The sequence below is a fragment of the Lactococcus sp. AK05 genome (genome assembly GCF_041026685.1).
Taxonomy (GTDB): Bacteria; Bacillota; Bacilli; order Lactobacillales; family Streptococcaceae; genus Lactococcus; species Lactococcus lactis.
On record NZ_JBFTEI010000011.1, the window covers coordinates 1 to 26,002 of the forward strand.

The 26,002-nt window shown below is 31.9% G+C and carries 23 protein-coding genes and 4 pseudogenes; 17 read left to right on the forward strand and 10 right to left on the reverse strand.

What is annotated here, in order from left to right:
- On the reverse strand, nt 1–167 hold a 167-nt coding region (locus tag AB6B24_RS11860), incomplete at its 3' end, for a transposase (RefSeq protein WP_259692057.1).
- Nucleotides 168–313: 146 nt separating this feature from the next.
- On the opposite strand from AB6B24_RS11860, the gene AB6B24_RS11865 reads away from it, so the two are divergent.
- From AB6B24_RS11865 to AB6B24_RS11895, 7 genes are all read left to right on the forward strand, one after another.
- Complete coding sequence (locus AB6B24_RS11865) at nt 314–733, forward strand: hypothetical protein (protein WP_311867469.1); 420 nt, start codon at nt 314–316, stop codon at nt 731–733.
- A gap of 168 nt (nt 734–901) precedes the next feature.
- Nucleotides 902–1,399, forward strand: coding sequence for a hypothetical protein (locus tag AB6B24_RS11870; RefSeq protein ID WP_369164772.1), 498 nt, complete (start codon nt 902–904; stop codon nt 1,397–1,399).
- Entirely contained in the window at nt 1,392–1,673 is a 282-nt protein-coding gene (locus AB6B24_RS11875; protein ID WP_017865343.1) for a hypothetical protein, read from the forward strand. Before AB6B24_RS11870 ends, AB6B24_RS11875 begins: the two co-directional genes overlap by 8 nt.
- 82 nt (nt 1,674–1,755) lie before the next feature.
- Nucleotides 1,756–2,076, forward strand: a complete 321-nt coding sequence (locus AB6B24_RS11880; protein WP_017865342.1) for a hypothetical protein — start codon at nt 1,756–1,758, stop codon at nt 2,074–2,076.
- 2,130 nt (nt 2,077–4,206) lie between these two features.
- Nucleotides 4,207–4,626 (forward strand): hypothetical protein, encoded by a 420-nt coding sequence (locus tag AB6B24_RS11885; RefSeq protein WP_095348592.1) that lies wholly within the window; start codon nt 4,207–4,209, stop codon nt 4,624–4,626.
- Nucleotides 4,627–4,688: 62 nt separating this feature from the next.
- The gene (locus AB6B24_RS11890) at nt 4,689–5,216 is read left to right on the forward strand and encodes a hypothetical protein (protein ID WP_369164775.1); all 528 of its coding nucleotides are present in this window, start codon (nt 4,689–4,691) and stop codon (nt 5,214–5,216) included.
- Nucleotides 5,217–5,233: 17 nt separating this feature from the next.
- Nucleotides 5,234–6,088: a hypothetical protein gene (locus AB6B24_RS11895; protein ID WP_259747814.1), complete on the forward strand. Its 855-nt coding sequence runs from the start codon at nt 5,234–5,236 to the stop codon at nt 6,086–6,088.
- Here AB6B24_RS11895 and AB6B24_RS11900 read toward each other — a convergent pair.
- Nucleotides 6,089–6,971: pseudogene (locus tag AB6B24_RS11900) on the reverse strand (IS982 family transposase). It lies immediately after the preceding gene.
- Between the two features lie 116 nt (nt 6,972–7,087).
- Here AB6B24_RS11900 and mobC point away from each other — a divergent pair.
- The 5 genes from mobC (at nt 7,088) to AB6B24_RS11925 (ending at nt 11,861) form a co-directional block, all read left to right on the forward strand.
- Nucleotides 7,088–7,456: a plasmid mobilization relaxosome protein MobC gene (mobC, locus tag AB6B24_RS11905; protein ID WP_104874911.1), complete on the forward strand. Its 369-nt coding sequence runs from the start codon at nt 7,088–7,090 to the stop codon at nt 7,454–7,456.
- Between the two features lie 98 nt (nt 7,457–7,554).
- Nucleotides 7,555–8,889, forward strand: a complete 1,335-nt coding sequence (locus tag AB6B24_RS11910; protein WP_259747217.1) for a relaxase/mobilization nuclease domain-containing protein — start codon at nt 7,555–7,557, stop codon at nt 8,887–8,889.
- A 636-nt stretch (nt 8,890–9,525) separates the two neighbouring features.
- Nucleotides 9,526–10,680 carry a RepB family plasmid replication initiator protein gene (locus AB6B24_RS11915; protein ID WP_369164779.1) on the forward strand — a complete coding sequence of 385 codons (1,155 nt, stop codon included), beginning with the start codon at nt 9,526–9,528 and terminating at the stop codon, nt 10,678–10,680.
- Between the two features lie 145 nt (nt 10,681–10,825).
- Nucleotides 10,826–11,635 carry a ParA family protein gene (locus AB6B24_RS11920; protein ID WP_011669115.1) on the forward strand — a complete coding sequence of 270 codons (810 nt, stop codon included), beginning with the start codon at nt 10,826–10,828 and terminating at the stop codon, nt 11,633–11,635.
- A 1-nt stretch (nt 11,636) separates the two neighbouring features.
- The gene (locus AB6B24_RS11925) at nt 11,637–11,861 is read left to right on the forward strand and encodes a hypothetical protein (protein ID WP_014567964.1); all 225 of its coding nucleotides are present in this window, start codon (nt 11,637–11,639) and stop codon (nt 11,859–11,861) included.
- 339 nt (nt 11,862–12,200) lie between these two features.
- Here AB6B24_RS11925 and AB6B24_RS11930 read toward each other — a convergent pair whose 3' ends face one another.
- Together AB6B24_RS11930 and AB6B24_RS11935 are read right to left on the reverse strand one after the other, a co-directional pair.
- Nucleotides 12,201–12,551: a hypothetical protein gene (locus AB6B24_RS11930; protein WP_017865310.1), complete on the reverse strand. Its 351-nt coding sequence runs from the start codon at nt 12,549–12,551 to the stop codon at nt 12,201–12,203.
- Nucleotides 12,541–14,007: a Y-family DNA polymerase gene (locus AB6B24_RS11935; protein WP_270219788.1), complete on the reverse strand. Its 1,467-nt coding sequence runs from the start codon at nt 14,005–14,007 to the stop codon at nt 12,541–12,543. Before AB6B24_RS11935 ends, AB6B24_RS11930 begins: the two co-directional genes overlap by 11 nt.
- Nucleotides 14,008–14,439: 432 nt before the next feature.
- Here AB6B24_RS11935 and AB6B24_RS11940 point away from each other — a divergent pair, with 432 nt between their 5' ends.
- From AB6B24_RS11940 to AB6B24_RS11950, 3 genes are all read left to right on the forward strand, one after another.
- Nucleotides 14,440–15,297: an AraC family transcriptional regulator gene (locus tag AB6B24_RS11940; protein WP_017865367.1), complete on the forward strand. Its 858-nt coding sequence runs from the start codon at nt 14,440–14,442 to the stop codon at nt 15,295–15,297.
- Between the two features lie 126 nt (nt 15,298–15,423).
- Entirely contained in the window at nt 15,424–15,753 is a 330-nt protein-coding gene (locus AB6B24_RS11945) for a hypothetical protein (protein ID WP_058217142.1), read from the forward strand.
- 36 nt (nt 15,754–15,789) lie between these two features.
- Nucleotides 15,790–16,380 carry a site-specific integrase gene (locus AB6B24_RS11950; RefSeq protein ID WP_058217143.1) on the forward strand — a complete coding sequence of 197 codons (591 nt, stop codon included), beginning with the start codon at nt 15,790–15,792 and terminating at the stop codon, nt 16,378–16,380.
- Nucleotides 16,381–16,623: 243 nt separating this feature from the next.
- On the opposite strand, the pseudogene AB6B24_RS11955 reads toward AB6B24_RS11950, so the two are convergent.
- From AB6B24_RS11955 to AB6B24_RS11970, 4 genes and pseudogenes are all read right to left on the reverse strand, one after another.
- Nucleotides 16,624–16,704: pseudogene (locus tag AB6B24_RS11955) on the reverse strand (IS6 family transposase); the annotation flags it as partial.
- A 173-nt stretch (nt 16,705–16,877) separates the two neighbouring features.
- Nucleotides 16,878–18,485 (reverse strand): hypothetical protein, encoded by a 1,608-nt coding sequence (locus AB6B24_RS11960; RefSeq protein WP_369164781.1) that lies wholly within the window; start codon nt 18,483–18,485, stop codon nt 16,878–16,880.
- 232 nt (nt 18,486–18,717) lie between these two features.
- Nucleotides 18,718–20,943 carry a glycosyltransferase family 2 protein gene (locus AB6B24_RS11965; protein ID WP_058217145.1) on the reverse strand — a complete coding sequence of 742 codons (2,226 nt, stop codon included), beginning with the start codon at nt 20,941–20,943 and terminating at the stop codon, nt 18,718–18,720.
- A gap of 4 nt (nt 20,944–20,947) precedes the next feature.
- Nucleotides 20,948–22,000, reverse strand: coding sequence for a bifunctional glycosyltransferase family 2/GtrA family protein (locus AB6B24_RS11970; RefSeq protein WP_235586860.1), 1,053 nt, complete (start codon nt 21,998–22,000; stop codon nt 20,948–20,950).
- A 631-nt stretch (nt 22,001–22,631) separates the two neighbouring features.
- Here AB6B24_RS11970 and AB6B24_RS11975 point away from each other — a divergent pair.
- Nucleotides 22,632–23,618, forward strand: coding sequence for a GGDEF domain-containing protein (locus tag AB6B24_RS11975; RefSeq protein ID WP_369164782.1), 987 nt, complete (start codon nt 22,632–22,634; stop codon nt 23,616–23,618).
- 562 nt (nt 23,619–24,180) lie between these two features.
- Here AB6B24_RS11975 and AB6B24_RS11980 read toward each other — a convergent pair.
- Both AB6B24_RS11980 and AB6B24_RS11985 read right to left on the reverse strand, forming a co-directional pair.
- A complete protein-coding gene (locus tag AB6B24_RS11980; protein WP_369164783.1) occupies nt 24,181–24,885 on the reverse strand; it encodes an EAL domain-containing protein in 705 nt (234 codons plus the stop codon).
- A 197-nt stretch (nt 24,886–25,082) separates the two neighbouring features.
- A pseudogene (locus AB6B24_RS11985) lies at nt 25,083–25,223 on the reverse strand (IS3 family transposase); the annotation flags it as partial.
- A 502-nt stretch (nt 25,224–25,725) separates the two neighbouring features.
- On the opposite strand from AB6B24_RS11985, the pseudogene AB6B24_RS11990 reads away from it, so the two are divergent.
- Nucleotides 25,726–26,002, forward strand: a pseudogene (locus AB6B24_RS11990) (hypothetical protein); the annotation flags it as partial.

Here is a 26,002-nt window from a genome sequence, read left to right on the forward strand (position 1 = left end):
ACCGTATTATCTTCAAGACGCACTTGAGAGTACTGCTTAATCCATTTTGCAAGTGCAGAAGAAGATACCCCATAATCTTTACAGAGTTCAGTTTGTGTTTTACCAGTTTGATAGAGATTAACGAGCGATTGTTTGAAATCCTCGTCGTAACGTTTAAAACCTGACATAAAAGTCCTTTCATTTTTGTGTCTTAATAGACAGATTATAACACACAATTTTCTGTCCAATTTTATAGTATAGCTCCAGAATATGACTATTTAAAAGAAATGAAATATAATTTGGATAATACTAATGGAAAGTGGGTCATGGAAAAATGATAGAAATTGAAGAAAAGGTTAGGGAATCAAAAGGATTCAAAGTATTGATGGCTATGTTAGATGAATATTTTGGGAAAAATAATTATCAGATTAGACAATATCAGTTTGAGGGTTATTCGGGAGATGATCCAAATGTCGATTTTAGAATGATTGTTGACCTTCCAAAGTTGAAGGGTGTCTCTTTTGGAGTGGGGGGAAGTGGCAATCGTGAAATGTTTCGTGTTGGTGGGACAGGTTCGATTGGAATCGCAATTCCAACTAAAAATACAGACCATATTTTGATTTCTGGAGAACATGGAGATGGACTTGCGTATGCTTTAAACCTAAAGAAATGGTATTTTGGAGTTGGGGTCGAAAATACAGAAAAAATCCACGAATATTTTGATATCTTTATGGACTACTATCATCACTTATAATAGATAATACTTGATTCAAATGAATAAAAACACTCATAATACAGTTTTTATGAGTGTTTTTGAAATTAAAAAGTAAAATAATTTTTATATGTTTTAGAATGGGTTCAAATAGACAGATTATAACACACAATTTTCTGTCCACTTTTATAGTATAGCTCCAAAGTAAAAATGACACAAAATAAAGGACAGGTTATTCGCCAACAGTTTGAAACAAAAGCTGAACTCATGGATAATTTTGTCCAAATAGCGACGCAAAAAGATTTCTCCGACTACGATGGAGAAGCTGAAAGATTTATTAACGAAACAGTGGAGATTTACAAAGAAATCCCCCAAACAATTGAGCCTTCACTCAACGAAACCTTCACGCTATTAGATAAACTTCAAGGTCAAGCTGGAGTTGCTACCGGAGGGGATGTTAACAAACTTGTCTTCTCTGGTTTAGATGTTCACGAAATGCTTAATGAAATTTCTGATGTCTTAGAAAATGATCAAGTAAAATTCAACGAACTCTTTGATAGCTTTAATATCTTGAAAAGAGCGCTCGAAGAAATTAACCGCTCACGTCATGGAATGGCATTTAGACTTGATAGAAATCCCGACATTGCAAAAAATGCCCTAAGTAAGATTTCTAGATTCAATAAGGAAGGTAATAAATCGGATGAATAATAAATTTTCTATTTTTCTACAAAGAAATGAATTGGACGTTAGAGATGTTGCTAAAATAATGCGTGATTCTGAATGGAATCAACAAAACGAAACACCTAAATCAAGAATCTGGTTCTCAAATATGTTGCTCTATGTTCAAAATTATGGCTGGGAATCAATTCAGGTAAGAGACAATCGAAAAGTTCCAGGCGTTTACAGTCCCTATCATGACGGTGCATTCACCGCTTTTACGCTGGCTCAAATTCTCAATTGCAAAATTTCTGATATCGTCTAAAAACTAAATATAAATACAGCATTAAACCAAGCGAACGCTTGGTTTTTGTTTTCTTTTGACAAAAATTAAAGGAGGAAACAAAATGTTGGAATTAAATTTTGCAGATAAAGTAAGGTGGCTTCAAAAAAATTTTAATCCCTACTCTAAAAGATGGTACTACGACAACAAAATTAGAACCGAACAAATCTTCTCCAGAGAAGCTAAAAAAGAAGAACTTCGCCAAGTTAAAGTGCTAAAAGAACAAGAAAAAAAACAAAACGCTAACCGAAATAAATGGATTGGCGAATGGATAAAACAAAATTATGGCTGCGAATCTTCAAAACTAACAATCGAACAAAAAAAAGAAGTCGTCAACTTAATCTCCAAAGGAAAAATTGTAAAAAGTACTTCTCTCACAAAATAACGCCCTATGTTTAGGGTATTTTTTTGCTCACGTTGTTTCCGCAAGCGGAAATGGGCTGAGTTAAAGTCTGCGTCTTTAACTTCTCGGTTAATGAAAAAAATATCTTTTTTCCTTAACCGAGTGTTGGGACTGCGTCCCAATTCAGCCCACGACAATCCAATTCAAGACGCTCTTTTACGCACTTGGTTTTTCCTCACGTTGTTTTCCGCAAGCGGAAAAAGGCTGCGTTAAAGTCTGCGCCTTTAACTTCTCGCTTAATGAAAAAATGTCTTTTTTCCTTAAGCGAGTGTTGGGACTTCGTCCCAATGCAGCCCACGGCAATCCAATATAGTAACATGCTACCGTAGAAATAAGCACAACGTAGAAGAATACTACGTATAAAAAGTGATAACATAGAAGATTACTACGTAAAAAAACAATAACGTAGTAAATTACTACGTATAAAAGGTAGCAACGTAGAAGTTTACTACATATAAATAACGATAACGTAGAAGATTACTACGTAAAAAAAGCAATAACGTAGAAGTTTACTACGTATAAAAAGCGGCAACGTAGAAGATTACTACGTAAAAAAAGCACCAACGTAGTAAATTACTACGTAAAAAAGTGATAACGTAGAAGTTTACTACGTATAAAAAGTGATAACGTAGTAAATTACTACGTAAAAAAGCAATAATGTAGAAGTTTACTACGTAAAAAAACAATAACGTAGAAGATTACTACGTAAAAAAGCAATAATGTAGAAGATTACTACGTAAAAAAACAATAACGTAGAAGATTACTACGTAAAAAAAGCAATAACGTAGAAGTTTACTACGTATAAAAGCGGCAACGTAGAAGATTACTACGTAAAAAAAGCAATAACGTAGAAGTTTACTACGTATAAAAAGCGGCAACGTAGAAGATTACTACGTAAAAAAAGCAATAACGTAGAAGTTTACTACGTATAAAAAGCGGCAACGTAGAAGATTACTACGTAAAAAAAGAGATAACGTAGTAAATTACTACGTAAAAAAAGCAATAACGTAGTAAATTACTACGTAAAAAAAGCAATAACGTAGAAGATTACTACGTATAAAAAGCGGCAACGTAGAAGATTACTACGTAAAAAAAGCAATAACGTAGAAGTTTACTACGTATAAAAAGCGGCAACGTAGAAGATTACTACGTATAAAAAGTGATAACGTAGAAGTTTACTACGTATAAAAAGCGACAACGTAGAAGATTACTACGTATAAAAAGTGATAACGTAGAAGATTACTACGTAAAAAAAGAGATAACGTAGTAAATTACTACGTAAAAAAAGCAATAACGTAGAAGATTACTACGTATAAAAAGTGATAACGTAGAAGATTACTACGTAAAAAAAGAGATAACGTAGTAAATTACTACGAACCTGCAAATCAATATCTCACTTATTAACTGATTACGAAAATACTATATCTATCATACTCGATGCAGTAACAAGAAACATGCTATTCTGTATTCAGCAATTTTGTTTAAAAATGCACTTTACGTAGTAATTTACTACGTAAAATAATCACAACGTAGAAGTTTACTACGTATAAAATAGCAATAACGTAGTAGTTTACTACGTAAAAAAACCACAACGTAGTAAATTACTACGTAACCACGCTATCAGCACTCTGTCTGCCTCAAAGACTAACGTCTTTGTTGTTGAAATGCTTGCCCAGCTTGCGCTGGTCAAGCATTTCAACTGAAGTTTTCACTTCTTGGCAGACTTTTCCTAACCATTTTTGTAAGTTGTGAGAACATTACAAAACATTAATACAAATCTCATATAAGAGCTTTTTTTTAAAAATCTAAGAGCATAAGGGAGCGGTAGCAATTTCATTTTTTGCAAAACTCTTTAAAACCAGTAATACCAAGTGTTAGAACAGTGTTAAAAAAGTAGGAAAATCAATTTTGTGAAAGCGAAGTTTTCATAAATCGTTCTAGAACGAATTTTCAAGAAAAAAAAGTGCGTTTATCCCCAATTTTATTAAAAACAAATTAAAATATCAGATATTTTAATAAAGTTGATTTGAGTTCTTCTCCACTTTTTTTGTTCAGGCAATAGCCTGAACATCTTTTTTTTCGAAAAAAAAAATTTAAAAAAGGAAACTTAACATGTCAGAAAAAAATATTACCACACTCACAGAAGAAGAATTTGAGGAATTAATTTCAAAAAAAATTAAAACAATTAAATCTAACGCTGAATTAATGAAAGACGCCTCTAATTTTCAAACGCTCTTAATTTCAATCGTAAAACTTTATACAGAAATTGGAATTGATTATGGACTACTCCAAGCGAAATTTGAATACTACAAAAAAATCATTGATATTGTTAATGACCGACAATCTTCAAAAGTTTCTCCAGCAGAAAGAAAAGTCATGGCTTATAACGAGCTTATCGCAATCTCAGTCGCAGAAGGTCAAATTAATGCGTATGACCGCTATCAAACTTCAAAAATGCGTTTCAATAGATACAAATCTATTTTAGATGTGTTAGCAAGACAAATTGAAGTAATCAAATTACTGGCTAATTAAAAAAAAGAAGGAAAAAAATAATAATAGATAGTTAAAGTGTAAGGAAAAAAAAGGTCCCAATCATGAAAAAAACAATTTCAGGTATTCTATTAGCAACTGGTGCAGTTTCATTGTCATTAATTTTAGCAAGCACCGTTCACTCAAAAGAAAAAGTAAATGCTTATGTTCCAAAAAATGAGCAAAAAATAATTAAAGAAAATCCAAAACTACTAAAATTGAAAAATTTACCATTTGAAAATAAAAGAACTAAAAGAATGATTAGTTTTCAATCTCAAAAAATCTTTGATTCTTTTCTCTCAAATCAAAAAAAATTCCCAATTCAGCTTGTATTTTACAAAAATACTTGTCCTTATTGCAATGCTTCATTGCCAGAAGTCTACAAATACGACAAAAAGCATTCTGCCTACTACATTGATTTGAACAAACAAGCCAACAAAGAAATTCTAATGCGTTTAGTAGGCAAAAAAGAAGTTTCAGCTTCAACAATCGTAAAATTCAAAAATAGCAAACAAAACTTTGCGTATGAATATGCGTTAGAGCAAGAAACACCTAAAGCAGACGTAAAAAAAATTAAAATTGCCTTTCAATAATTTTCTAAGGAGAAAAAATGAACAAAAAATTAATCTTAACTGGCGGAATTGACGTAGGAAATTCTGACACAAAATCATACCTCAATATTTTAACTAATCCAAAGAACTTTCTAGGAAATCCCGGAAGTCTAAATACATTTCCGTCGATTATTGCCGAAAAGAGTCCTGTAGATGTATCTAAAAACGACCTCATTCTTAATGTCATTCAAACGCCTTTAAAATCGACATTAGGTAAACTTTACTATGTTGGAGAAGATGCCAAATTAAGAAGTTCCAACTACCACAAAACATTTGATATCCAATCTAAAAACATTTCGAAAGTAGATGAAGATTTACTATCGTTTTTGGTATTTGGTAGTTTTGCTCAATACATTTTGAAAAATGGAATTATGGATAGTTGGAAAGGCAATGAAATCGAAATTGAAGCATACCTCGGTGTAAGTTTGCCAATTTCAGATGGAGTGAACAAGCACAATCAATATGTTGATGGACTAACACGAGGTCCCCACACTTTTGTCATTAACAAAGGAGAACGTAGCCTCACAGTCAACCTCACAGTAAAAAAGGCAATCGCTTTAGCTGAAGGTGAAGCTGGAGTCTACATTTTCCAACATCCTACACCTACCATTCGTAAACAAATTGAAGAACTCATTTTCAAAACCATTGGTCAAAATGACTTTGACCCTTACGAAGAATTCTTGAAATACGCCAACATTCAAACTCTTGATGGTGGAGGAGCAACTTTCGATAGTGCGAACTTCTATGACAAAAATGGCGTGAAATTTTTTGATCCAACAGCATCACGTTCACTAGCAGAAGGAGCAATGACCGCATTTAACGAAACCTATTATTATACCCGAATTGCTAGTTGATTATTTAGCCATGACTTGATACCCGATAGAATATCTTAAAGTCTCTGGTTCCAGTGATTTAGCTGATTTTAACAGTAAAGAATACGCTAAAAGTATCATCTCTAATTTCAATTGAAAACCTTGAGGAGAACGACTTTTACAACGCTCAGCTCCTAGATTTGTCAAAAAAGAGAAAACTCGCTCAATCACTTTTCTACGTTTTGAAAAATTAGGGAAAAGGATTTTCTTTTGCTTCATGTTCTTCCTGACAGGTGTAATTAGATCAATCCCTTTTAATTCCAGCCTATCATGCAGTGACTAACCTAAATATCCCATATCTCCAAGGACTGTTGGTGTCCCAAATTGACTCAACACTTCCTCGGCCATTGTACTGTCAGCTATTGAAGCAGGAGTAATTGTGTAGTCTATGACATAGCCTGATTCACTGACTAAAGCATGACATTTACATCCATAGAAGTACTGTCCCTTTGTAGCCAACATTTGCATAATCTCCAAGAACTTTGCTTCTGAAATTACGAATAGGCTGACACAAAGGAATGGGGAAGCTGTCAATAATGGATACACTAATTCCTTCAACCTCTTTAAAGACGAGTGCTTGGCGAATGACTTGGATACTCGGTAAGAGGGCATTACAAGGGCGGACAAAGCGAGAATATTCTAGGAAATTAAGAAATAAACTTTGAGCCAATTGGTGCTTAGCTTTAAGCGTTTCACTAAAATGCAGTACGCCCCAGAGGTAACAAGCGATAACTAAGCAATCTGATGTTGCGAGATGGACGTTCTTTCGGTTTTGAACCTCAAGGGGAACACTCGTTTGATAAAGCGTCTCAATGGTTGTCAGTAAATAAACAAAAACTTTTGGAAGTGTGCTATTATAAGTCATATAAGTCGTGCGCTTTCTAATGCTTAGTGGTTTAAGATTAGGATAGCACGACTTATTTATTTTCCAATGAAATTAACTAGCAATTCGGGTATTCTTATCTTTTCGGAGGTTTTTACATGGGTAAAAAAGCAAATAGACAAAGAAATATCGGAAAATATTTTTGTGTCAATGAACTAGAAAATCAAATTATTGAAAAAAGAATGCAGGAAGCCCACCTAACAAATTTTGGAGAGTTTGCTCGTAAGTCCTGTTTAGATAAAAAAATTTATACGGTGGATTTTTCTTCTCTTAAAGAAATTATGTCCACTATTGCGCAGGCAAATTTAGAAGTCAATCGGATTGGAAATAATCTCAATCAAATTGCCAAATATTTAAATGAATCCGAACAAAATCAAACCAAAGAATTACTCAACGAGTATCAAAAAGAAATTCAAAGTTTAGACCAAAAGTTAAGAAACATGTTGAAAAAAATAACGGAGGGATAATACCATGACTGTGATTAACATGCCTAATAAATCGAAAGGAACATTGCACAGTAAACAAGGGCTTTCTAGCGCTTTAAAATATATTACTGACAAGAGAAATGGCAATTTTAAGCGGAAAAAAGCCAAGAGAAAATGAAATTTTTGGTTTTCATTTTGTCCAATCTTTTTCGCCAGAAGATAATTTAACACCTGAACAAGTGCATGAGATTGGATTAAAAACCATGAAAACCTATCTAGGCGAATCCGCAGAATTTGTTATCGCCACACATACCGACAAAAAACACTTACACAACCATATTATTTTGAATGCCACGAATCCAAAAACACTCAAAAAATTTCATCAATCTAAAAATCAACTAGAAGAACTCAAAGAAATATCTGATGTTATTTCTAAAGAGTATGGTTGCAAAATTATTGACCGTAACTTGAAAAATTCTCACAAAAAATATCAAGTCTACCTTGCTAAAAATTCTTATCGAAAAGAAATAAAAAGCAAAATCAAATTTTTACTTTCTCATGCCAACAATTGGAACGATTTTAAAAATAAAGCAACTACTTTAGGCTTGATTGTGGATGATAAAGGAAAGTACACCACTTACCAATTGAGTGGCACTAGTCAAGAAAGAAAAGTCAGAGATAGAAGCCTAAAAAATCAAGCATTCATGAAAGAAGCCATTTCTGAACGCTTGAAAGAAAATGAAGTGGTTTATACAGAATCAGAAGTCAAAGAACTATGGGCAGAGAATCAAACCATTCAAGACAAGGAACAAGAAACAGAAATTGAAATGCTTATAGAAGATTGGCAAGTCGAAAAAGAAACCGCCGATTATTTATACGTAACCATTGATATTGGTTTAGAAAGAGAGCAACGAGAATCCGCAATCAAAATATCAGCACGTTGTGTGGACAAACTAGAAAATGGCGATTACCAAATCTTTCTCAAAAAACAAGACCGCTTTTATTTTGTTGATAGTAAAAATCCAGAGAACAACAAAATCATGCTTGGAAAAACCGTTGCGAAAAACCTACAAAATCAAAGCGGTAGCGTACCACTTTACTCTAACAATGCCAAAATTAAGTTAAAACAACTGTTTAACGAGTTTGATTTTCTTATTTCTAAAGGATTAGACTTTGATACTTCTTTTGAAGCTATCGGAAAAGAATTAGAACAAACCTATTACCAAACAGAAAGCATCTTAGAAAACCTAGATAAGAAAATTCTTGAGTATGTCGAAGAAAATAAAGCCTATGCACGACCAAACACAAGAATATTAAAAACAATTGAAAACCTACAAAAGGAACGAACAGACTTATACAAGACCTTAAAACAAGTCGAAAAAGAAATGCTTTACTATGACAAGTCCGTTGACCGTTACGAAGATTACCAGCAAGAACACACCAAAAATAAAAGTCAACATTCCCCACGTTTGTAAATAAGCAAAATAAAGCCCTATAAGCAACGTTTAACTATTAGCGGAAGAATTACATTAGAAATGATTTAAAAGCTCTTAAAACGCAAAATATGGCGTTCTAGGACTATTGTAGAATCCTTTAGCACTTTAGAAAAGAATTTTCGCTTTTCAAGAGAACTGCTTCTGTCGTCAAGCAGACCAACGAAGCCTAACCAAAAGGCTTGCCAACACAAACCGTTGACAAGCCTTTCAGTTAGGGGATCTAGAAAGATAGGTGTTTGTTTGATGTTTTGTACTCAATGACAAGTAAAGTTGCTTAGAACGCAAAATAGGAGCTTTTAGGATTGGTCTATGTTGTTTTGCTGAACGGTTTTGATTTTGACCTTGATTTTAATTTTTAAAAAAAATAAAAAATAGACTTGCTAAAGCAAGTCCTTTTATATATTTATCATATATATTTTAATCTTTTGTTCTTTTGCGAAAAAAAAATTCTAGTGTTTGCAAGGGATAACAGGATTATAGTCCTACAAAAAACTGTGCATAGTCCTACAAAAAAATGTGTATAGCCCTACAAAAAACTGTGTATAGCCCTACAATTTATTTGTATTTGTAGGTGTTTTTTGTTATTATTTATTTAAATCATAAAAGGAGTGGATTATGCAAGAGATAGCCACAGGAGAAAGAAATAAACAAATACAGGAAATAAGTTCAAGGAAGGTGGCAGAGCATAACGATTTAATTAGCTCAGTTGCAAAAATGGATAAGACACCATTAAAAATCTTTGAGCTAGCTGTTTCATGTATAGATACTGATGCTCCTCCTAAAGATAATACAGTATTCTTGTCAAAAAAGGAATTATTTACTTTTTTTGATGTTTCTGATAATGATAAGCATCGTCGTTTTAAAGAAGCAGTTGAAAAAATGCAAGAACAAGCTTTTTTCAGAATAAAGGAGAAAAAGAATAAAGGGTTCAAGTTTAAACGGATAGTACCTATACCTTATGTTGAGTGGAATGATTATAATGATAAAGTTTTGATACGTTTTGACCAAGCGATTATGCCATATCTAATAGATTTAAAAAATAATTTTACGCAATATGCCATATCAGATATTATGGAACTGAATAGTAAGTACAGCATTATTTTATATAAATGGTTCTCTATGTCTTATAACCAATTTGAGCATTACCAATATAAACCTAATAGAACGAAGAAACAATTAGAAGATTACAAGAGTCCTAGGATAATAATTAGTGACTTGAGAGAATTAACCGATACTGTTGATGACTATAGTAGATTTGATAATTTTGAAAAAAGAGTCATAAAAGATGCAATTAAAGAAATAAATTCTTTTACTCATTTTAATGTTGAATATGAAAAAATAAAAAAAGGGCGTTCAATCGATTCAATACAATTTCATATAGTTAAAAAAGCAAATTGGAAAGATGAGAACTATAAACGTAATGATGTACGAGCACAATTAACTGAAGAGCAAAAACAAGCTCAAAATCAGGTTAATTATGCAGTAGCTGTTGCAAATCCATTTACCATGAAACTTATAAATTCCTCTTTGTTGTATGCAACCGATATAGCAAACCAGGACACGATTTTAGAGCTTGCTGAGAGTGTTTATCCGTTATATGATAAACTTGTAAAAGAACTTGGAGAAGATGCTTTAGAAACGCATATGGACTATGTACGAAGAAAGATGGTAGACTATTCAAATGAGAAAAAGAATATCGCCAAGTATTTAAGTATAGCAGCAAAACAATATCTTAATTCAAGGTTGAGTAAACAGCAAATGAAAGAGTAAGGAAGAAGTTAATACAAAAGAAAGAAAAAGGTCGTGCAAAGGTATGACCTTTTTCTTGACTTTATCTTATATAAGTGTTAAGATATAGGTGTGACTTAAGTAATACCTATGGAATACTAAAGTAGTCGAAAGAGGAGAATAAGGTATGCAAGTAATTAGTTTTATGGCAATTAAAGGTGGTGTAGGAAAGACTACAATGGCTTTCCAATTTGCAAAATATTTGCAAGAAAATAATAAAAGTACATTATTAATTGATTTGGATTCACAAAAAAGTTTGACTGGTACATTTGAGACAAAAGATTTTAATTTTAAAGATAAACACAATATTTCAGAAATTCTCAGCAATCCCCAAATTGGAATCATTGCTACTACGGTTGAAAAAAATATTGATGTAATTCCTTCAACTAGTAATTTAGAAGAAATCGCAGATAACTTAGCAACTAAACCTAATAAAGAATTATTGTTATTTATGTGGTTTGTAAAAAATTCAAAAGAACTAAATCAAAAATATGATTATATTATTTTAGACTTACCGCCTGCATGGAATTTATTAACCAAAAATGGTGTGGCAGTTGCGGATAAGGTAATATCACCAATGGAACCAAGTCGTTTTGGATACGAAAGTCATACCAAAGTATTACAAAGCGTTTCAACTTTAAAAAATGAAGTTGTTGATCCTGTCAGTGGTAAATCATATGTTAGCGCAAAAATCTATTTTTTAGGAAATAGAGTTAAACACAATACTAATTCATCTAAAGAATTTTTAGAAGCGTTAAAAAATATAAATGATGTAATTGGAATTGTACCTGAAAAAGAAGCTATTAATACAAGTATGCTTCTTAAAAAGGGAATATTTGATTATTTAGAAGAGACAGGGCAAACTCATACACAAAATAAATTCATTGCATCATTAAAAAAAGTATTCAACCAAATAGAAACAAAGGGGATAGAGTAAAATGGCAAACAAGTTTGAAGATATGACCTTTGATAATAATGATTATCAAGTAGTAAAAAATATTTCGGAAGATAATAACACAAATTTGGGTTGGGAGAAAAAAATCAAAACTAGTTTTTCAATAAAAAAAAGTAATTCAGAAAAACTAGATGAATTAGTAAAAAAATTTAATGCTAAATCAAGGTCAGTAATTATTGACATGCTAATTGAAAAAAGTGAACTATAAAAAGTATTACTAAAGTAATACTTTTCTCTTGCTAAGGTGTCCCTTTGGTATTTAATTGGTAAGAACATGATAGTACCCCATAGATTATTCTTTGAATTATGAAAGAGGTTTAAATAGATGATAGTTTAAAAGAGTTAGAAGAATAGTTTATTAATTTAAGTAGGTAGTAAACGAAGAGTAATAGCATTTATAATCAAGGATGATGTTAAGAAAAAGGTATTACTTTACGAATACTTTTATCTTGATAAAGTAATACTGCTTTATGGAACACAGGCAAAAAAGACTAGCAATTTTGCAACTAGTCTTGTCATAGATCAGATTTTACTTTTTATTTTATATTTAAGAAATATTTATAATCTGTTCAATGGATATAAGGTAGATTTTATCTGTTGATTTTATTCTCACTTGATTATTGATAAATTCTGATACAAAACCATAAATTTCAGTTAATTTATCTTTTGATTGATATTTAACTTTGATTTGGACTTGATTTGAAAAAGACTGATTAAGAAGATGAAGCACTAGATGATGTGGTAATGTTTGAATTACCTTATCCTCTTTTTTTTCTTTTTCAAAAGTATTTTGAGCCTCCGTGAGTTCTCCAGTCGCAAATGCGCCCCATTTCATCATCCCTCTATCGTGATAAGCACGGATGACTTCATAGGGGCTATATGAACGGTCAACTGACATCTTTTTCCTCCCTCTCTTGACTTGCTGCATGACCTCCAATGAGTTTGTTCCGATATATGACACGTGACCCCTCGGATAAACTACTTGCTTTTTGTATCGATAGAAAATCGAATGTTTCTCTAATCTCATCAATAACTTTTTGGAGTAATTCCTGTTTTTTATTAGTTTGATTTTCTTCAACACTTTCAAATAAAGAGAGTTGTTTAACAGAACTATCAGAGAGTTGATTTCCGCTTATCCCTATTTGTCTTATCGCTCCCCCTTGGTACTTTTCACGAAATAAGGAGATTGCGAGGTCTTGCAATTCTTTTGTGTTTTGCGTTGCTTCAATATTGCGAGAAACCTTAACAGAAGAGTATTCAGAAGTAGAAGCAGCACCTGCATAAAGTGAAAGATTGCTTGCTAGTTTTCCGCCCTTTCTCAATCTTATCGCTAAGTTCTCAGCCATTTCTTTAATCACAAGTTCAATTTCTCTTTGCTTATGATAGTCACGTGGCAGAATTTGAGAATTGCTGAAGCTAGTAGATTTTGGAGTATATTTTTCTCTTACGTTGCTTTCATCAATTCCGTTTGCGTGGAAAAAATGTTGAAGTCCAATTGTTCCCAAATTTTGTTTAAGGAGAAGTGGGTCAGCATTCGCAAGCTCTTTGATAGAAGTGATTCCAAGTTTGTTTAATCGTTTCTCAGTTCGCTTTCCAATTCCCCAGAAATCTGTCATCTTAGGAATTGTCCATAGTTTATTAGGGACATCTTCATAACGGATTAGGGCTCTCATATTATCATTGTGCTTGGCATAGTTATCCATTGCAAGTTTGGCAAGCAAGGGGTTGTCTCCCATCCCAACAGTCACATATAGTCCTAGTTTATCTCGAATCTCACGTTGCAAGTCTAAAGCAATTCGATTCATCTGTTCATAACGATTTTTAATCTCAGGGTAGAAGAAGTTCAATGATTCTGTGATATCCAAAAAAGATTCATCAATCGAGTAGGAGTGAATCTCATCAATTGACGTATAATTGGTCAGGATATCTGTCACTTCAATTTTATAGTCCACATAGAGCTGCATTTGTGGAGGAACAATCCACGTGCGTTTCGCCCAAGATTCAATAAAAGCGACATATTGCAAAGTTGGTTCAGTTCGCTGTCCATGAATGTCGGTATGTGTTCGATACCATTGCGGATAATTGAACTTTCGTGTTTCTATAAGAAAAGGTAAATCGCTGGCACGACTGACATTTTTCATACCAAAAACCTTTTTAAAGGTTGGACTAGAGGCAAGCGTTAACCCTTTAGAATGATCTGCTCGACTCATGACACAAAGAGAAGTTGTCAGAGGATTTAAATTTCGCTGAACGCATTCAATTGAAGCATAATTAGACTTGACATCTTGAAAGAGGATGGCACGGCGTGGCTCAAGGGAATAGTCAAAGTATTGATTTAATTTTAATCGTTCCATAGTCCCTCCTAAATCAAAAATATCAGTTTTACTGATATTATATCTTTTTTTAGAGTGAAAAACAATCGAAATAAACACCAAAACTGATAAATTGGGATATTTAAGGGAAATTCTTAGTCCTTCAACATCCTTCTTATGCTTTTGTTATAATAGAGTTAAGCATATTATCATTTGAAAGAGAACGAGGAGAAAAATTGGATAAATACTTAAGGCGATCCTATCAGAGAATGAATTAAATGTCTTTTGGAGGACAGGCGTTGGCTTGGTTCCTTTCAATAAGGTTATCAGATTCGGTTTTAAAAAAATTGAAAATATCGGTTCTAAAATCAACTAGCCCCATGGGGAATATCTAACAATTTTTGCCAAAATTTATCCAGTTTGTTTAAAAAAAATTGATTATGATAGTATCAAGAAGAAGAGAGGGAGAAATAGATGAATGAATTTTCTGCTATTATTAATTACATTGAGGAACACTTAGAAGATAACATCGATATGAAAAAAATAGAGCAACTTGCTAGAGTTTCTGAGTATAATTTTCAAAAGATTTTTTCTGTTCTTTCTGGTTTAACTTTAGGTGATTATATCAGAAAAAGACGTCTTTCTAAATCACTATATGATTTAAGAGAAACCGATGAAAAAATAATCGATATTGCTTTTAAATATGGTTACAGTTCATCAGAAAGTTATAGCAGAAGCTTTCAACAACTTTTCAATATCTCTCCTTCTAAGGCACGTAAAGAACAACATGAGTTAACTATTTTCCCTAAGTTGTCTATTCGTGTCCAAATAAAAGGAGGCATTCAAATGAATTATTTAATTACAAACAAACCAGAAATGATGATCACGGGTATTAAAGAAAGTTATCCTAATATCACAGTCGGACAAGCTAGCATTCCTAAGTTTTGGGATAGATTTAATGAATCTGATTTATTTAATCAAGTAATTAATGAAAAATCAGAGCACTCACCTAATACTATTTTAGGTATTTGTTTACCTCGAGAAGGTGAGGCGTATGATTATTTTATTGGGGTCTACACTGATGAAAAAACAACTGCTGATAAGCTAGAAACAATTACACTTCCTGCTTCTGACTGGGCAGTATTTAAAGCTGTCGGTAAAGTCCCTGAAGCTATTCATCAAACGTATCAAGATATTTATGAATCTTTCTTTCCAAGTACCACTTACACTCAAAAAAAGGCTCCGGATTTTGAATCTTACCCACTTGATCTTAACCCAATGTCAGAAAATCATATAACAGAAATTTGGATTCCTATTCATAAGAATAATTAAGGGTCTAAAATTATATAATAACCCCTAAAAAATCCAATAAAAACAACCCTTATGATCTAGGATGAAGATTATAGGGGTTGTTTTTACGTTTAGATGATATAATAGACTGTGAAATGGAGGGGTAAGATGAAAGTAAATTGGTTAAAGTTAGTTGGCATTCTTTTGTTAGATATCTTTATTGTTGGGCTCGTAAAAGAAATGTTTTTTTCAGATGATTTAAACATTCTAACTTTTATCCGGGAAAGTATCGCTTATAATTTTACGCATATTTCGTTCACTGGGATATTGGGCGGAATAGGAATGTTCTTATTAGCAATTCTGTTCATTTTTACGCCGATCTGTTTTCTGATAGTTAATTGGGAACAACTAAAAAGTTGTTTTCGAAAAAATAAACCGGATCAAACCCTTGATACAAGCGGTACCGACAAAATGACAGCCCGACAAGAAAATAAATAATTAAATAAATTATTTATAGAAAGGAATATATGATATATGGCTCAACAAATTGTTCTTCCCATCAAAGATTCTAATATCTTAAAAATGGTTCAAGAAACCTTGCTTGATAGTTTTCGGGCGGGTCGTCGGAATTACACCATCTTTCAAGTGGGGAAAGCCACTCTCCTACGAGTAAGTGATGTCATGAAACTAAAAAAATCAGATGTCTTTAATCCTGATGGATCCGTCAAACAAACCGCTTTTATTCATGATCAAAAAACAGGTAAAGCCAACACCTTATATCTAAAACCTGTCCAACAAGACTTGTTAATGTATCATGATTGGCTTCTTCAACAAAACATCATTTCTGACTGGTTGTTTCCCTCAACTGCTCGACCTGAACGTCATATCACCGAGAAGCAATTTTATAAGGTCATGGCACGCGTTGGTGAACTTTTAGGGATCAACTATTTAGGAACGCATACCATGCGTAAAACAGGCGCTTATAGGGTCTATACGCAATCCAATTATAACATTGGCTTAGTCATGCATTTATTGAACCATTCTAGTGAGGCAATGACTTTAACGTATCTCGGACTTGACCAAGCCAGTCGTGAAACGCTATTAGATCAAATTGACTTCGGTTAATTTGATCTTTTTGTTGTTGCCATGAGCAACTTCTGATACACGTTTTTTAGCAATTACCCCACTCGTTTTTAGAGTGGGGTGTAAGTGCGCATTGTCTTAAAAACAAACTTTAGACAATGACGAATAAACTGATTTTATAGTTCACCATAAAAGGAATGAAAAGACTTTAATGCGCACTTACACATCATCCAAAATTGGATGATGTATTGATAAAAAAATTGTAGGAGATTTCGCAACAGAACCACTTAGATTATATCGAAGATAGTAACCTACAGCGACAATAATCACATCTTTCTGAAATTGTTTGCCTTTAAAATGATTCATCCATATGTCCTCGCTGTCTTTCTATCCCATTTTACACTAAAATAGACTCATCGGAAAACTTTGCAACAGAACCAATTGATGTAACAATCGTTACTAATTACCTTTATTTTACCTCACTTTAATAGAAAATGTTTAATTCAAAATTTAGATGGATCTACCCACAAATAAATTTTTCATTTAGCTAAACTTTGTCCATTCTGATCTAATAAATATTTTGAGCTATAGAAACCTGGTTTTAGATCTTTATGAAGGACTATAGAGCTCATTTTTACAAATGTATAGTGATCATCTAACAGTAATATATCATCGTAGTTACGGATGGTTTTTTTAAAATCATCACCAGACATGATAAAATCATATCGAACATCAACATTATTATTCCAAAGTTCGTATTTAGACAAATAAGATAAATAATAGCTTTCAACATCTGCTTTGTCAGCACTCACAACTAAGATTTTCCCTTTGGTAGTTTTCTTATTTTTTATTAAATTGACTATTTTCTGCGAAAGAAGAGGCTGATTTTGTTTTAATTGAAAATTCATCCCGTTAACTTCAGACAAAGAACTTCCCGCAAAATAAAGCAAACAGGTATAACTTACTAGTTGATAGATTCTTTTGTTACGAAAATTTTTAAATGATGTATACCCTCTTTTATTAAGATTTTGTTCATAAAAATTTTTATCAAGTTCTCTAACTATAAAAATCGTTAATATGCCCGAAATAAAAATTAAAATACTAGAAGCATATCGCTCAAAACCCGCTAATCGGACAGCTTCATCTGTTGGCATTGCTAGTAAATACATTAATAGAAGACCAATATAATAAACGATTGTATAAAACACCGACAAAAAGAACACAAAAAAATTAAATTTCCATTTTTTAAATTTAATCCCAAATAATAAAATAAAGATGAGAAAACATAAGAAAATTAAAGCAAAGGATAAACTTGAGAAACTACTCCAAGAACAAATCCACTGAAAGAAATTATGACAAATTTTTAACATCTCTTTAGAAAGATTTCCGTCAAGTATTTCAGACAATGTAGTAGATTTTACTTCATGCTTTGTATTTTCTAGCCCTTTAAAGGTACTTTTTACATGGATTACCCAAGTTTGGTACATTAAAAAGGGTGTTACACCGGTTAATAATATTATTAATAATCTTTGAATGAACTTTTTCTTATGAAACTTGTCACGAAAGACCACATAAAAATATATTACCAAAACTGCCAAAACAAAAATTGTCGCGCTGGTTTTCACGAGCATAAGGACAGATAAAATCAATGAAACATAAAATGACTGACGCAATAAATGGCCTCGATAAGCGAATATTCCCGCAACTCCAGCTAAAGCCAATAATGGCAACAAAAAATCTACGAGGAGATTATTTGTTCGAATTGCTACATTAAAAAGATTAAACAAACCAAAGCTAGCAAAAAGTAGGGAAGAAGTCAGTAATCGACGGTCGTCTCTTAAAGTTGCAAATAAGCTATATAGACAAGCTGCAATGATAATAAACTGCCCCACGAGAAGCATACCATCATGATACCCACCTATTTTACTAGCATAGTAAAGATAAATAGATGATCCGATGGGATAAGTGTTATAAGAAATAAGTTTATCCGAAATACCAGGTAAATGATTATAAAGAAAAAGAAATTTAACGATGGTTGCCCAATGAGTAAAATTATCATAATGGATAAGCTTTGCTTTCCACAAACAAGTGGCAAACAAGATGAAGTATAATGACATCCCGATTCCAATTAAATCGAATGAAGTCATTCTTAACCATTCATAGTTTTGCCGGGTAAGAAGTATAAATATAACAAATGAGAGCAGCCCCCCAATGAATAAAAACATAACCATTATAGGTAAAATGTGAAGAAAAGCGGATAAATATAGAAGAATAATTTGAACACAGATTACTTCTATGTAGCTAGTTCGTATATTTAGCTTAAATAAGTACCTTGACAAAAGGACATATCCATATAAAGAGATTAAGAAAAAGATCAACTTAATTAATAGCAATTTTGTCTCCCCACAATTTTAAATATAGTTGTTGCATTTCATTTGAATTAATATTGTTAAAGTTTACAATCTTATAAGTAACTTCATTTTTTAAAGTATTCTTCTTAAATTCGGAAAGAACAAGAGGTTGATCAAATAGAATAAGTAAAACATCTCCCCTCGAGGGAACATTAAATTTAAAACGACATGTCAATTGTTCATTACTAAATTTTGTAATCATTCCCTTTTCTTTTAAAATTTCAATGGGATAATTTACGTTAATTCTCGGATTAAGAAGTAACACCTCTTTAGTATTTTTCAATAACATATTTTTTCTTAGTTCCAAACGTCTAACAATATTTTCTGTTAAATCATCCATCACTGTTATCCATGCATTCCTATGGTCAGTCAAATACCCATTAGGACCACTAAAGACAAATTGTAAATATTTTCTTTTAATTTCTTCTGATGGTTGGGTAATTCTCATCCCATAAAGCCATTGATCATCTTTTTGAAAAACTCTTATAACACGACAATCTATCAAAAAAGTCTCATCAATATTCTTTATTTCAATTGTGCACTTGTCTTTTATATACAAAGGGGGACTAGAAATAAATGATAGCCCATTTTCTGAAACATCATGAAGAGTAATGGGGTACCAAGTATCTAATAGTTTTACCCTGGCATTGTCATTAACCAAAAAACGTTCATCACTTCGATAAATTGGTCGACCTATAGTAACAAATATTGCGAAGGTTAGGTTAATAATATGGTGAATAAGCCAAAAACTAATGACTGATCCGTAAAATAGGGCCAATCCAAATTTATTCATATTAAATGTAATTAAACCATAAACTGATAGCACCCATAAGATGATATATGGAAGAGCTAATTGATAATCCCAAGAAATATCTTCTTGTTGTTTTGAAGTCACTTTAAAACTTTTTTCTTTGATTCCCAAAAGTTCAAGGAGCAGTGGGAAAACTAGGTAGGGAGAAAAAATAGTTTCGACAATTTCCCCCCATGTTTGACTACGATAATTGTCAGTAACATCTGACATTGCAGATCGAGTTAATACATAAGATGGAAGCCAAAAAAATAGAAGTAACCAGACATTAGCAATCACTATTCTTATATGAAAGACCGTAAATAAAATTGGAGCAACGATATATAACAATCTCCTAAAAAAAGAACTCCAATATAAAAAGCCATTAATGTAAACAATTCTTTGTCCTAAAGTCAAATTTTTATTAAAAAATATATTTGTATTGTAACTACTCCGAATAACTCCCCTGCCCCATCGAATTCGTTGTTTGATGACGCTTCTTAAAGAGGTAGGAGTTAAGCCACTAGCCATAGGTTCTTCGGTTGAATAATTACTATAGCCTGCTATATTCATTCTAACGCCTAGTTCAAAATCTTCTGTAATAGTTTCTGTTGGGAAGCGACCTGCATCTTCAATGGCTTGTCGACTTAACAATGTATTTGAGCCTGTATAGACAGCTGCACCCCTAATATTATTTAATACATTAACACTTTTTGAAAAAAAGTCTTGCTCATTGGGGAGGTTTTCTTCTGAAAATAAATGAAATTGAAAAATATCTGCATTATAGAAACTTTGAGGTGTTTGAATAAGACCAATTTTACGTCCATCTTTTGATACACCATCTTTTAAAAAGTAGGGAACTGTTTCCATTAAAAAATTTTTAAAAGGGATCATATCAGCATCAAAAGTAGCTATATATGGAGAAGACGTTTTTGACAAGGCATTATTTAAATTACCTGATTTAGCTTGTTTATTATTATCCATACCGATATAACCAATTTTAAAATCATGAGCTAATTTTTTCATGTTTGCTCTATTTGTATCATCACAAATGAAGATATGAATTTTACTTGGATCTGGATAAATTAGATTTACACAAGCATTAACTGTTTTATATACAATATTTTCATCTTCATTGTGAGTGGCAATAAATATGTCAATGTCAGGGTATTGTAGCTCTGAGGGATTTGGCTTTTTCAGATGAAATTCTTTATTTTTGTTAAAAATCAAGACAAAGGCCGTAAATGATGATCCAACCTCACTAATCCATAATATAATACCAAAAATCCAAGCAAATGGGCTATCATGAAAAGGAATTGTGAAAAAAATACGCCAAGTTAAGTATGTTAATGTACTCAAAAAAGAAATAAGAATGATTATTTTCGTTAAAAGTTTATTTTTTATCATTCATTTACTCCTTAAAAACAATATGCTTTTGGATATAGTAACTGAAAAAAAATAAAAATAAATCAGTTATTATTTTAAGAATAGTGAGATTTACTAAAGGAAGTATATTGGTTCCAAAAGTTATTAGCAAACTAGAAATGAAGACTTGAAGAACAACAAGGATAAAATATTTAATGATATTACGTTTTTTTGTTTTTTTAAATACTATTTTTTGGTTCATAGTATAGTTATAGAAAGCTGATATAACGCGAGCAACTATTGATGACAAAAATATTGAGTTAAAATTTTGATCTTTCAAAATGAACATTAATACAGTAAATATGACGATGTCTATAAAAAAAGAGGTAAGAGAAGAGATGATGAATTTCAGAAAAACATGATATATTCTCAATGAATCTTTGATTGGATCAAAATGAGAACTTTCATTTTTTTCTAGGTATATTGTTTCAATTGGGACTTCATAAATTTTTATCCCATTTTCTTTAGCATAAATTAACATATTCATTTCATATTCAAAACGTTCGCCCTCTAGATTCTCTAACTCACTAAAGTAAATGGAAGGAATGACTCGAAGTCCTGTTTGTGTATCACTAATGCTTAGCCCTGAAGCGGCAGAAAGGAAATTCCTTGTGAAAATATTGCCAAATTTACTTCTGAATGGAATTTTCCCAGAAAACATTCTAGAACCTAAGATAATCGGATTTTCATTTCCTTTTTGTTGGAATTCAACTATACATTTCCACATATCAGATACTGTGTGTTGACCATCCGAGTCAATAGTGACTGCGGCTTCAACATCAGGATAGTGATTTTGCAAAAAATTAAAAGCGGTCTTTAACGCTCTTCCCTTTCCTAAATTTTGTTGATGATTGATTATGGTAACGTTGTTATCTTTAGAAAGATTATCAAAGATTTTTTTGTAACTTGGTCCGCTTCCGTCATTGACAATGATAAGAGGGCAATCGTTGGTTTGACTACTTTCCAAGATCATTTTCACCAGAGTTATTAGGTTTTCATTAGGTTCGTATGCGGGGATAATTATCGCAATTGTTTTCACTTTATTTCCATCCTTACTATTTATTGAATAATGCATGAAATAATTTTTTTATATTTCAAATTAACAGTCATAATTACTTTCCCCGTTATTATAACATAATACTTTCTCATATCTGTAGTTTTACTGAGTGAGTTTATAGGAAGAAATTTATTGGGCCTCCAGCGAATTATTCACTGGCTTAAGTATTATTTGACTGCCGTAGTTATTAAACTGCGGGATAGCCCCTGCCCTCATAGGATGTGCATACAAGAAATAACCTCTAAAAGTGAAAATGTGAAATGATACTTTAATTCAGAAGAATAGAAGTACTAAAGCTGATACATAATTCTAATTACTCAAATATTCTTACAGATATTTTCTTCGGAAAAAACAAATACATTTATCATTACTTTAAAATTAAATAATGATAGTGAATTAAAAATTTTCAATATTTTTATAACCCTCTACCTTTTATTTTAATAATATGATAAAATTATTTTAAACTATATATACTCTATACGCTTTTTTATTGAAAAATTACCGTTTCGATACTAACAATCGTACAAGACGAAAGATGTAACCTGATGAAGAACTTTTTAAAAATGATTGATAGAAAAGTACCATTGATTTATTTTTTTTATCTTTAATTGAAATGATATTATTATTATTTTATATTTATGATGGTACTAAAATTGTAATTTATTTAACAATTTTAAATTTGATTTTTATTTACCTGTGGGGAGTCTCTCAGTATAAAATAAAAATTGATAAGAATAAAATTAATATTATTTCCTCAATAATGAACGATGTTGATCAAATAAATATCTATATTGTTGATCTTCAGATGAATTATTTAGCTCTTAGTAAGTCTGGTATAAAATTTATGCAGCACTATTTCAATGCCACGCCTAAAGTCGGTCAAAACATCTCTACAATTCTATCTCATGAGAATTATTTAGAAACTAGAAAAAATTTTTTAAATGCAATTTATCATGGTCTTACTAGTCAAGTTGATCATTTTAAGGAAGGCGAATTAGAATTTCATACCCTAAACTTCTACACGCCATTGTATGATAAGAAGCAAAAGCCGTACGCACTGCTTATTCACACAATTGACATTTCAGATGACATAATTCAGCAACAAAAGTCATATAAATTAATATATACCGATCCTTTAACAGGATTGTATAACCGAAGAAAACTTACCGAGTATTTTGAAGAAGAAGTGAAGAAAAGTGAAAAAGAAAAAGAATTTGCATTTTTACTCCTTGATCTTGATGACTTTAAGCAAGTCAATGATCAATTAGGACACATTAGTGGAGATAAACTCATTATTAATTTTTCCTCACTTTTGACTAAATACTTTTCAGAAACTGGAATAATTTGCAGAATGGGTGGAGATGAGTTTTGCTTAATAACCGACTATACTGATACTGGAAATGATGTATTTTTGAAAAAAATAGAAATGTTAGAGTCAGAATTTTTCCCAAATAAAATTTCATACGGGACTGTAAAAATTAGTCATCCGATTACTGAGGGGTTTGATCATTTTTATAAAGAAGCAGATAGTAAGATGTATCAAATGAAAAGCAATAATAAAGAAGTAGCAAATAATCCAAAGCAAAAAAAACATTCTTAAAAAATGCATAGGCTTTTTGCCTTCAATCGTAAGCAAGTAGAATGCTTAAGGTCAACACATCTCTTTACAAAACCTTTACTAAATTTGTGGATATTCTTATTGAATAAGATAAGACGGTCAGAATTGTACGGTCCAATGGATTTCCCGTCTGGTCAAAATGCTTGGTGCTTTTAGTGCCGTGTAGTTAAAATAAACATTAATGTACCGTACTTCGGATTTGTTTCCGCCTGCCAGGGAGGCTTATTTTCCGTAAGCTAGTCCCGATTGCCGGTCGGTTAGGTACGATTACGAGTGCTAAGAAGCTAATCGAATTACTTCTTTAAGGACATTAAAATGAAAAAAATGAAAGAAAAATTTGACTGGCATTTAAGTCTCTATCAGGATTAAGAGTATCTTTTAAATCTTATTGACTCGCCCTTCTAATATCTTCTGAACGATATGGGAAAGTCGCTGCTAGTCTCCCCCAAAAAAAATCCGCAAATGGAGCACCGTCCCAATTTTGCAGATTAAGTAGTATTTTTTTAAAGTCATGGATGTTTAGAACTTCTCAAATTATAAAATATTAGTCCTTTCTTGCAAGAGGACTTTTCTCAGAAGAATATAAATATCCTTGTAAAAAATCCGCCTGATAGCCGAACAGGTATTCTTCTATTTCCTTGTCTTCAACTTGTTCTATTACTATTTTTGTATTATATTGATGCGCAATACTAATAATTTTTTTTACGTAATTTTTTGATTTATTATCAAAAGAGTTTAAAGAAAATTTTATTCTATCAATCTGCCTTGCATTTAATACGAATAGATTTAAACAATTTACACCCTGCGTAATATCGTCCAAAGCAACGCAAAAATCTTTTGATTTCAAAAATAGAATGACTTTTTTAATATTATAATCGTGTTTAGATTTATGCTCGGTTAATTCAATAATGATTTGACTTGAATAGGGTTGTAAAGATTCTACGAAATCGTATGTTGCCTTATAATTCCATTGTATGGGATCTATATTTATTGAAAAAGTAACTTCTGAGTTTGCTTTTATTTTTTCCAACAATTTATAAGAAAACCAATTTAGAAAAGCTTCATTTTCTTCTTCATTTGAAGTGAAATTTTGGAAATCAAAATAGGGGAATTTTTTTGTGGAATGCTTACGTAACAAGACTTCAAACTCTCTGTACCGTTCATTTGGTAACGTGCCACGTTGGACAATCGGCTGATAATGTAAATAGTACAATAAGCTAAGTCGCTCATTTTGTTCTTTTGTATTCAAACTTTCCTCCAAATATTATACTTAATCAACAACTTTTATTTTAACATTTTTTAATAAATATTTTGCTGATATTGGATTTGAGTCAAGTATTTAGACAGATTATTGTAGAAACTGTTTTTTTATTTTTTAAGCTGATTTTTCAAACTAGTTTGGGGTTGGTAACCAATTGAGCTATGGATGCGATTTTGATTGTACTAGCCTTCAATGTAGCTAAAAAGTGCCCACTTGGCTGCCTCAAAATCTGGATAAGTGGTCTGATAGACCTCCTTCTTTTTGAGTGAAGCGTGAAAGGATTCAATGGCTGAATTGTCATAAGGATAGCCCTTTAGACTGTAAGAATGGCAGATACCAAGTTCATTGAGGCGTTTTTCAGCAGTATGGCCACCAATCATCTTGTTACATGCAATTGTGGTCGAACCTTTGGTCAAAGAACTTGCCCGCTTGATCGATGCAAAATCAAACTTATCTCTTATGTCATCAATGACTTTTTTGAATAAAGTAACAGCGAATCATTTGTCCGCATTGCGACAGAATGGTCGATGTTATTTATACCAGTGGGAAAATTGAAACATCATATTAACTGAAATTGAAAGGATTGTTTAGGAAAAGTAACATGTTTACTGAAAAGAAGTAGCATTACTTATTTTTGGATTAGCTCAGTATGAGAATTATGGAACAAGTTTAAAACAAACTTATTCAAACATGGATTTAGATATAGATTCTAGGGTATTCGAGAAATATGATGACCAATTTGTCTTTAATGATTTGATACAAGCAATTCAATATGCATCAAGACAAACAGTTTTAGATATCAACACCTTTAAAACAATCTATGCCCATATGAATTCACTTAGTTATGGTCAACCAGTCAATCCCGGACAATTTAGGTCGAATTTTCCTGTTATCACTGGCGAGTATATTCAAGTACCATCGGTTTCTGATGAAGATTTCGAACAACTCTTATCTGAGACTCATGATAATTGTTCACGTTCTGGTTGGGAGCTATTTGCTAAACTATCCAAATTGCAGCCAATTGACAATGGAAACAAACGCACCGCCTTAATGGCTACAAATTACAAAAGACTCCGTATCAACGTAAATCTATATGATTATTACC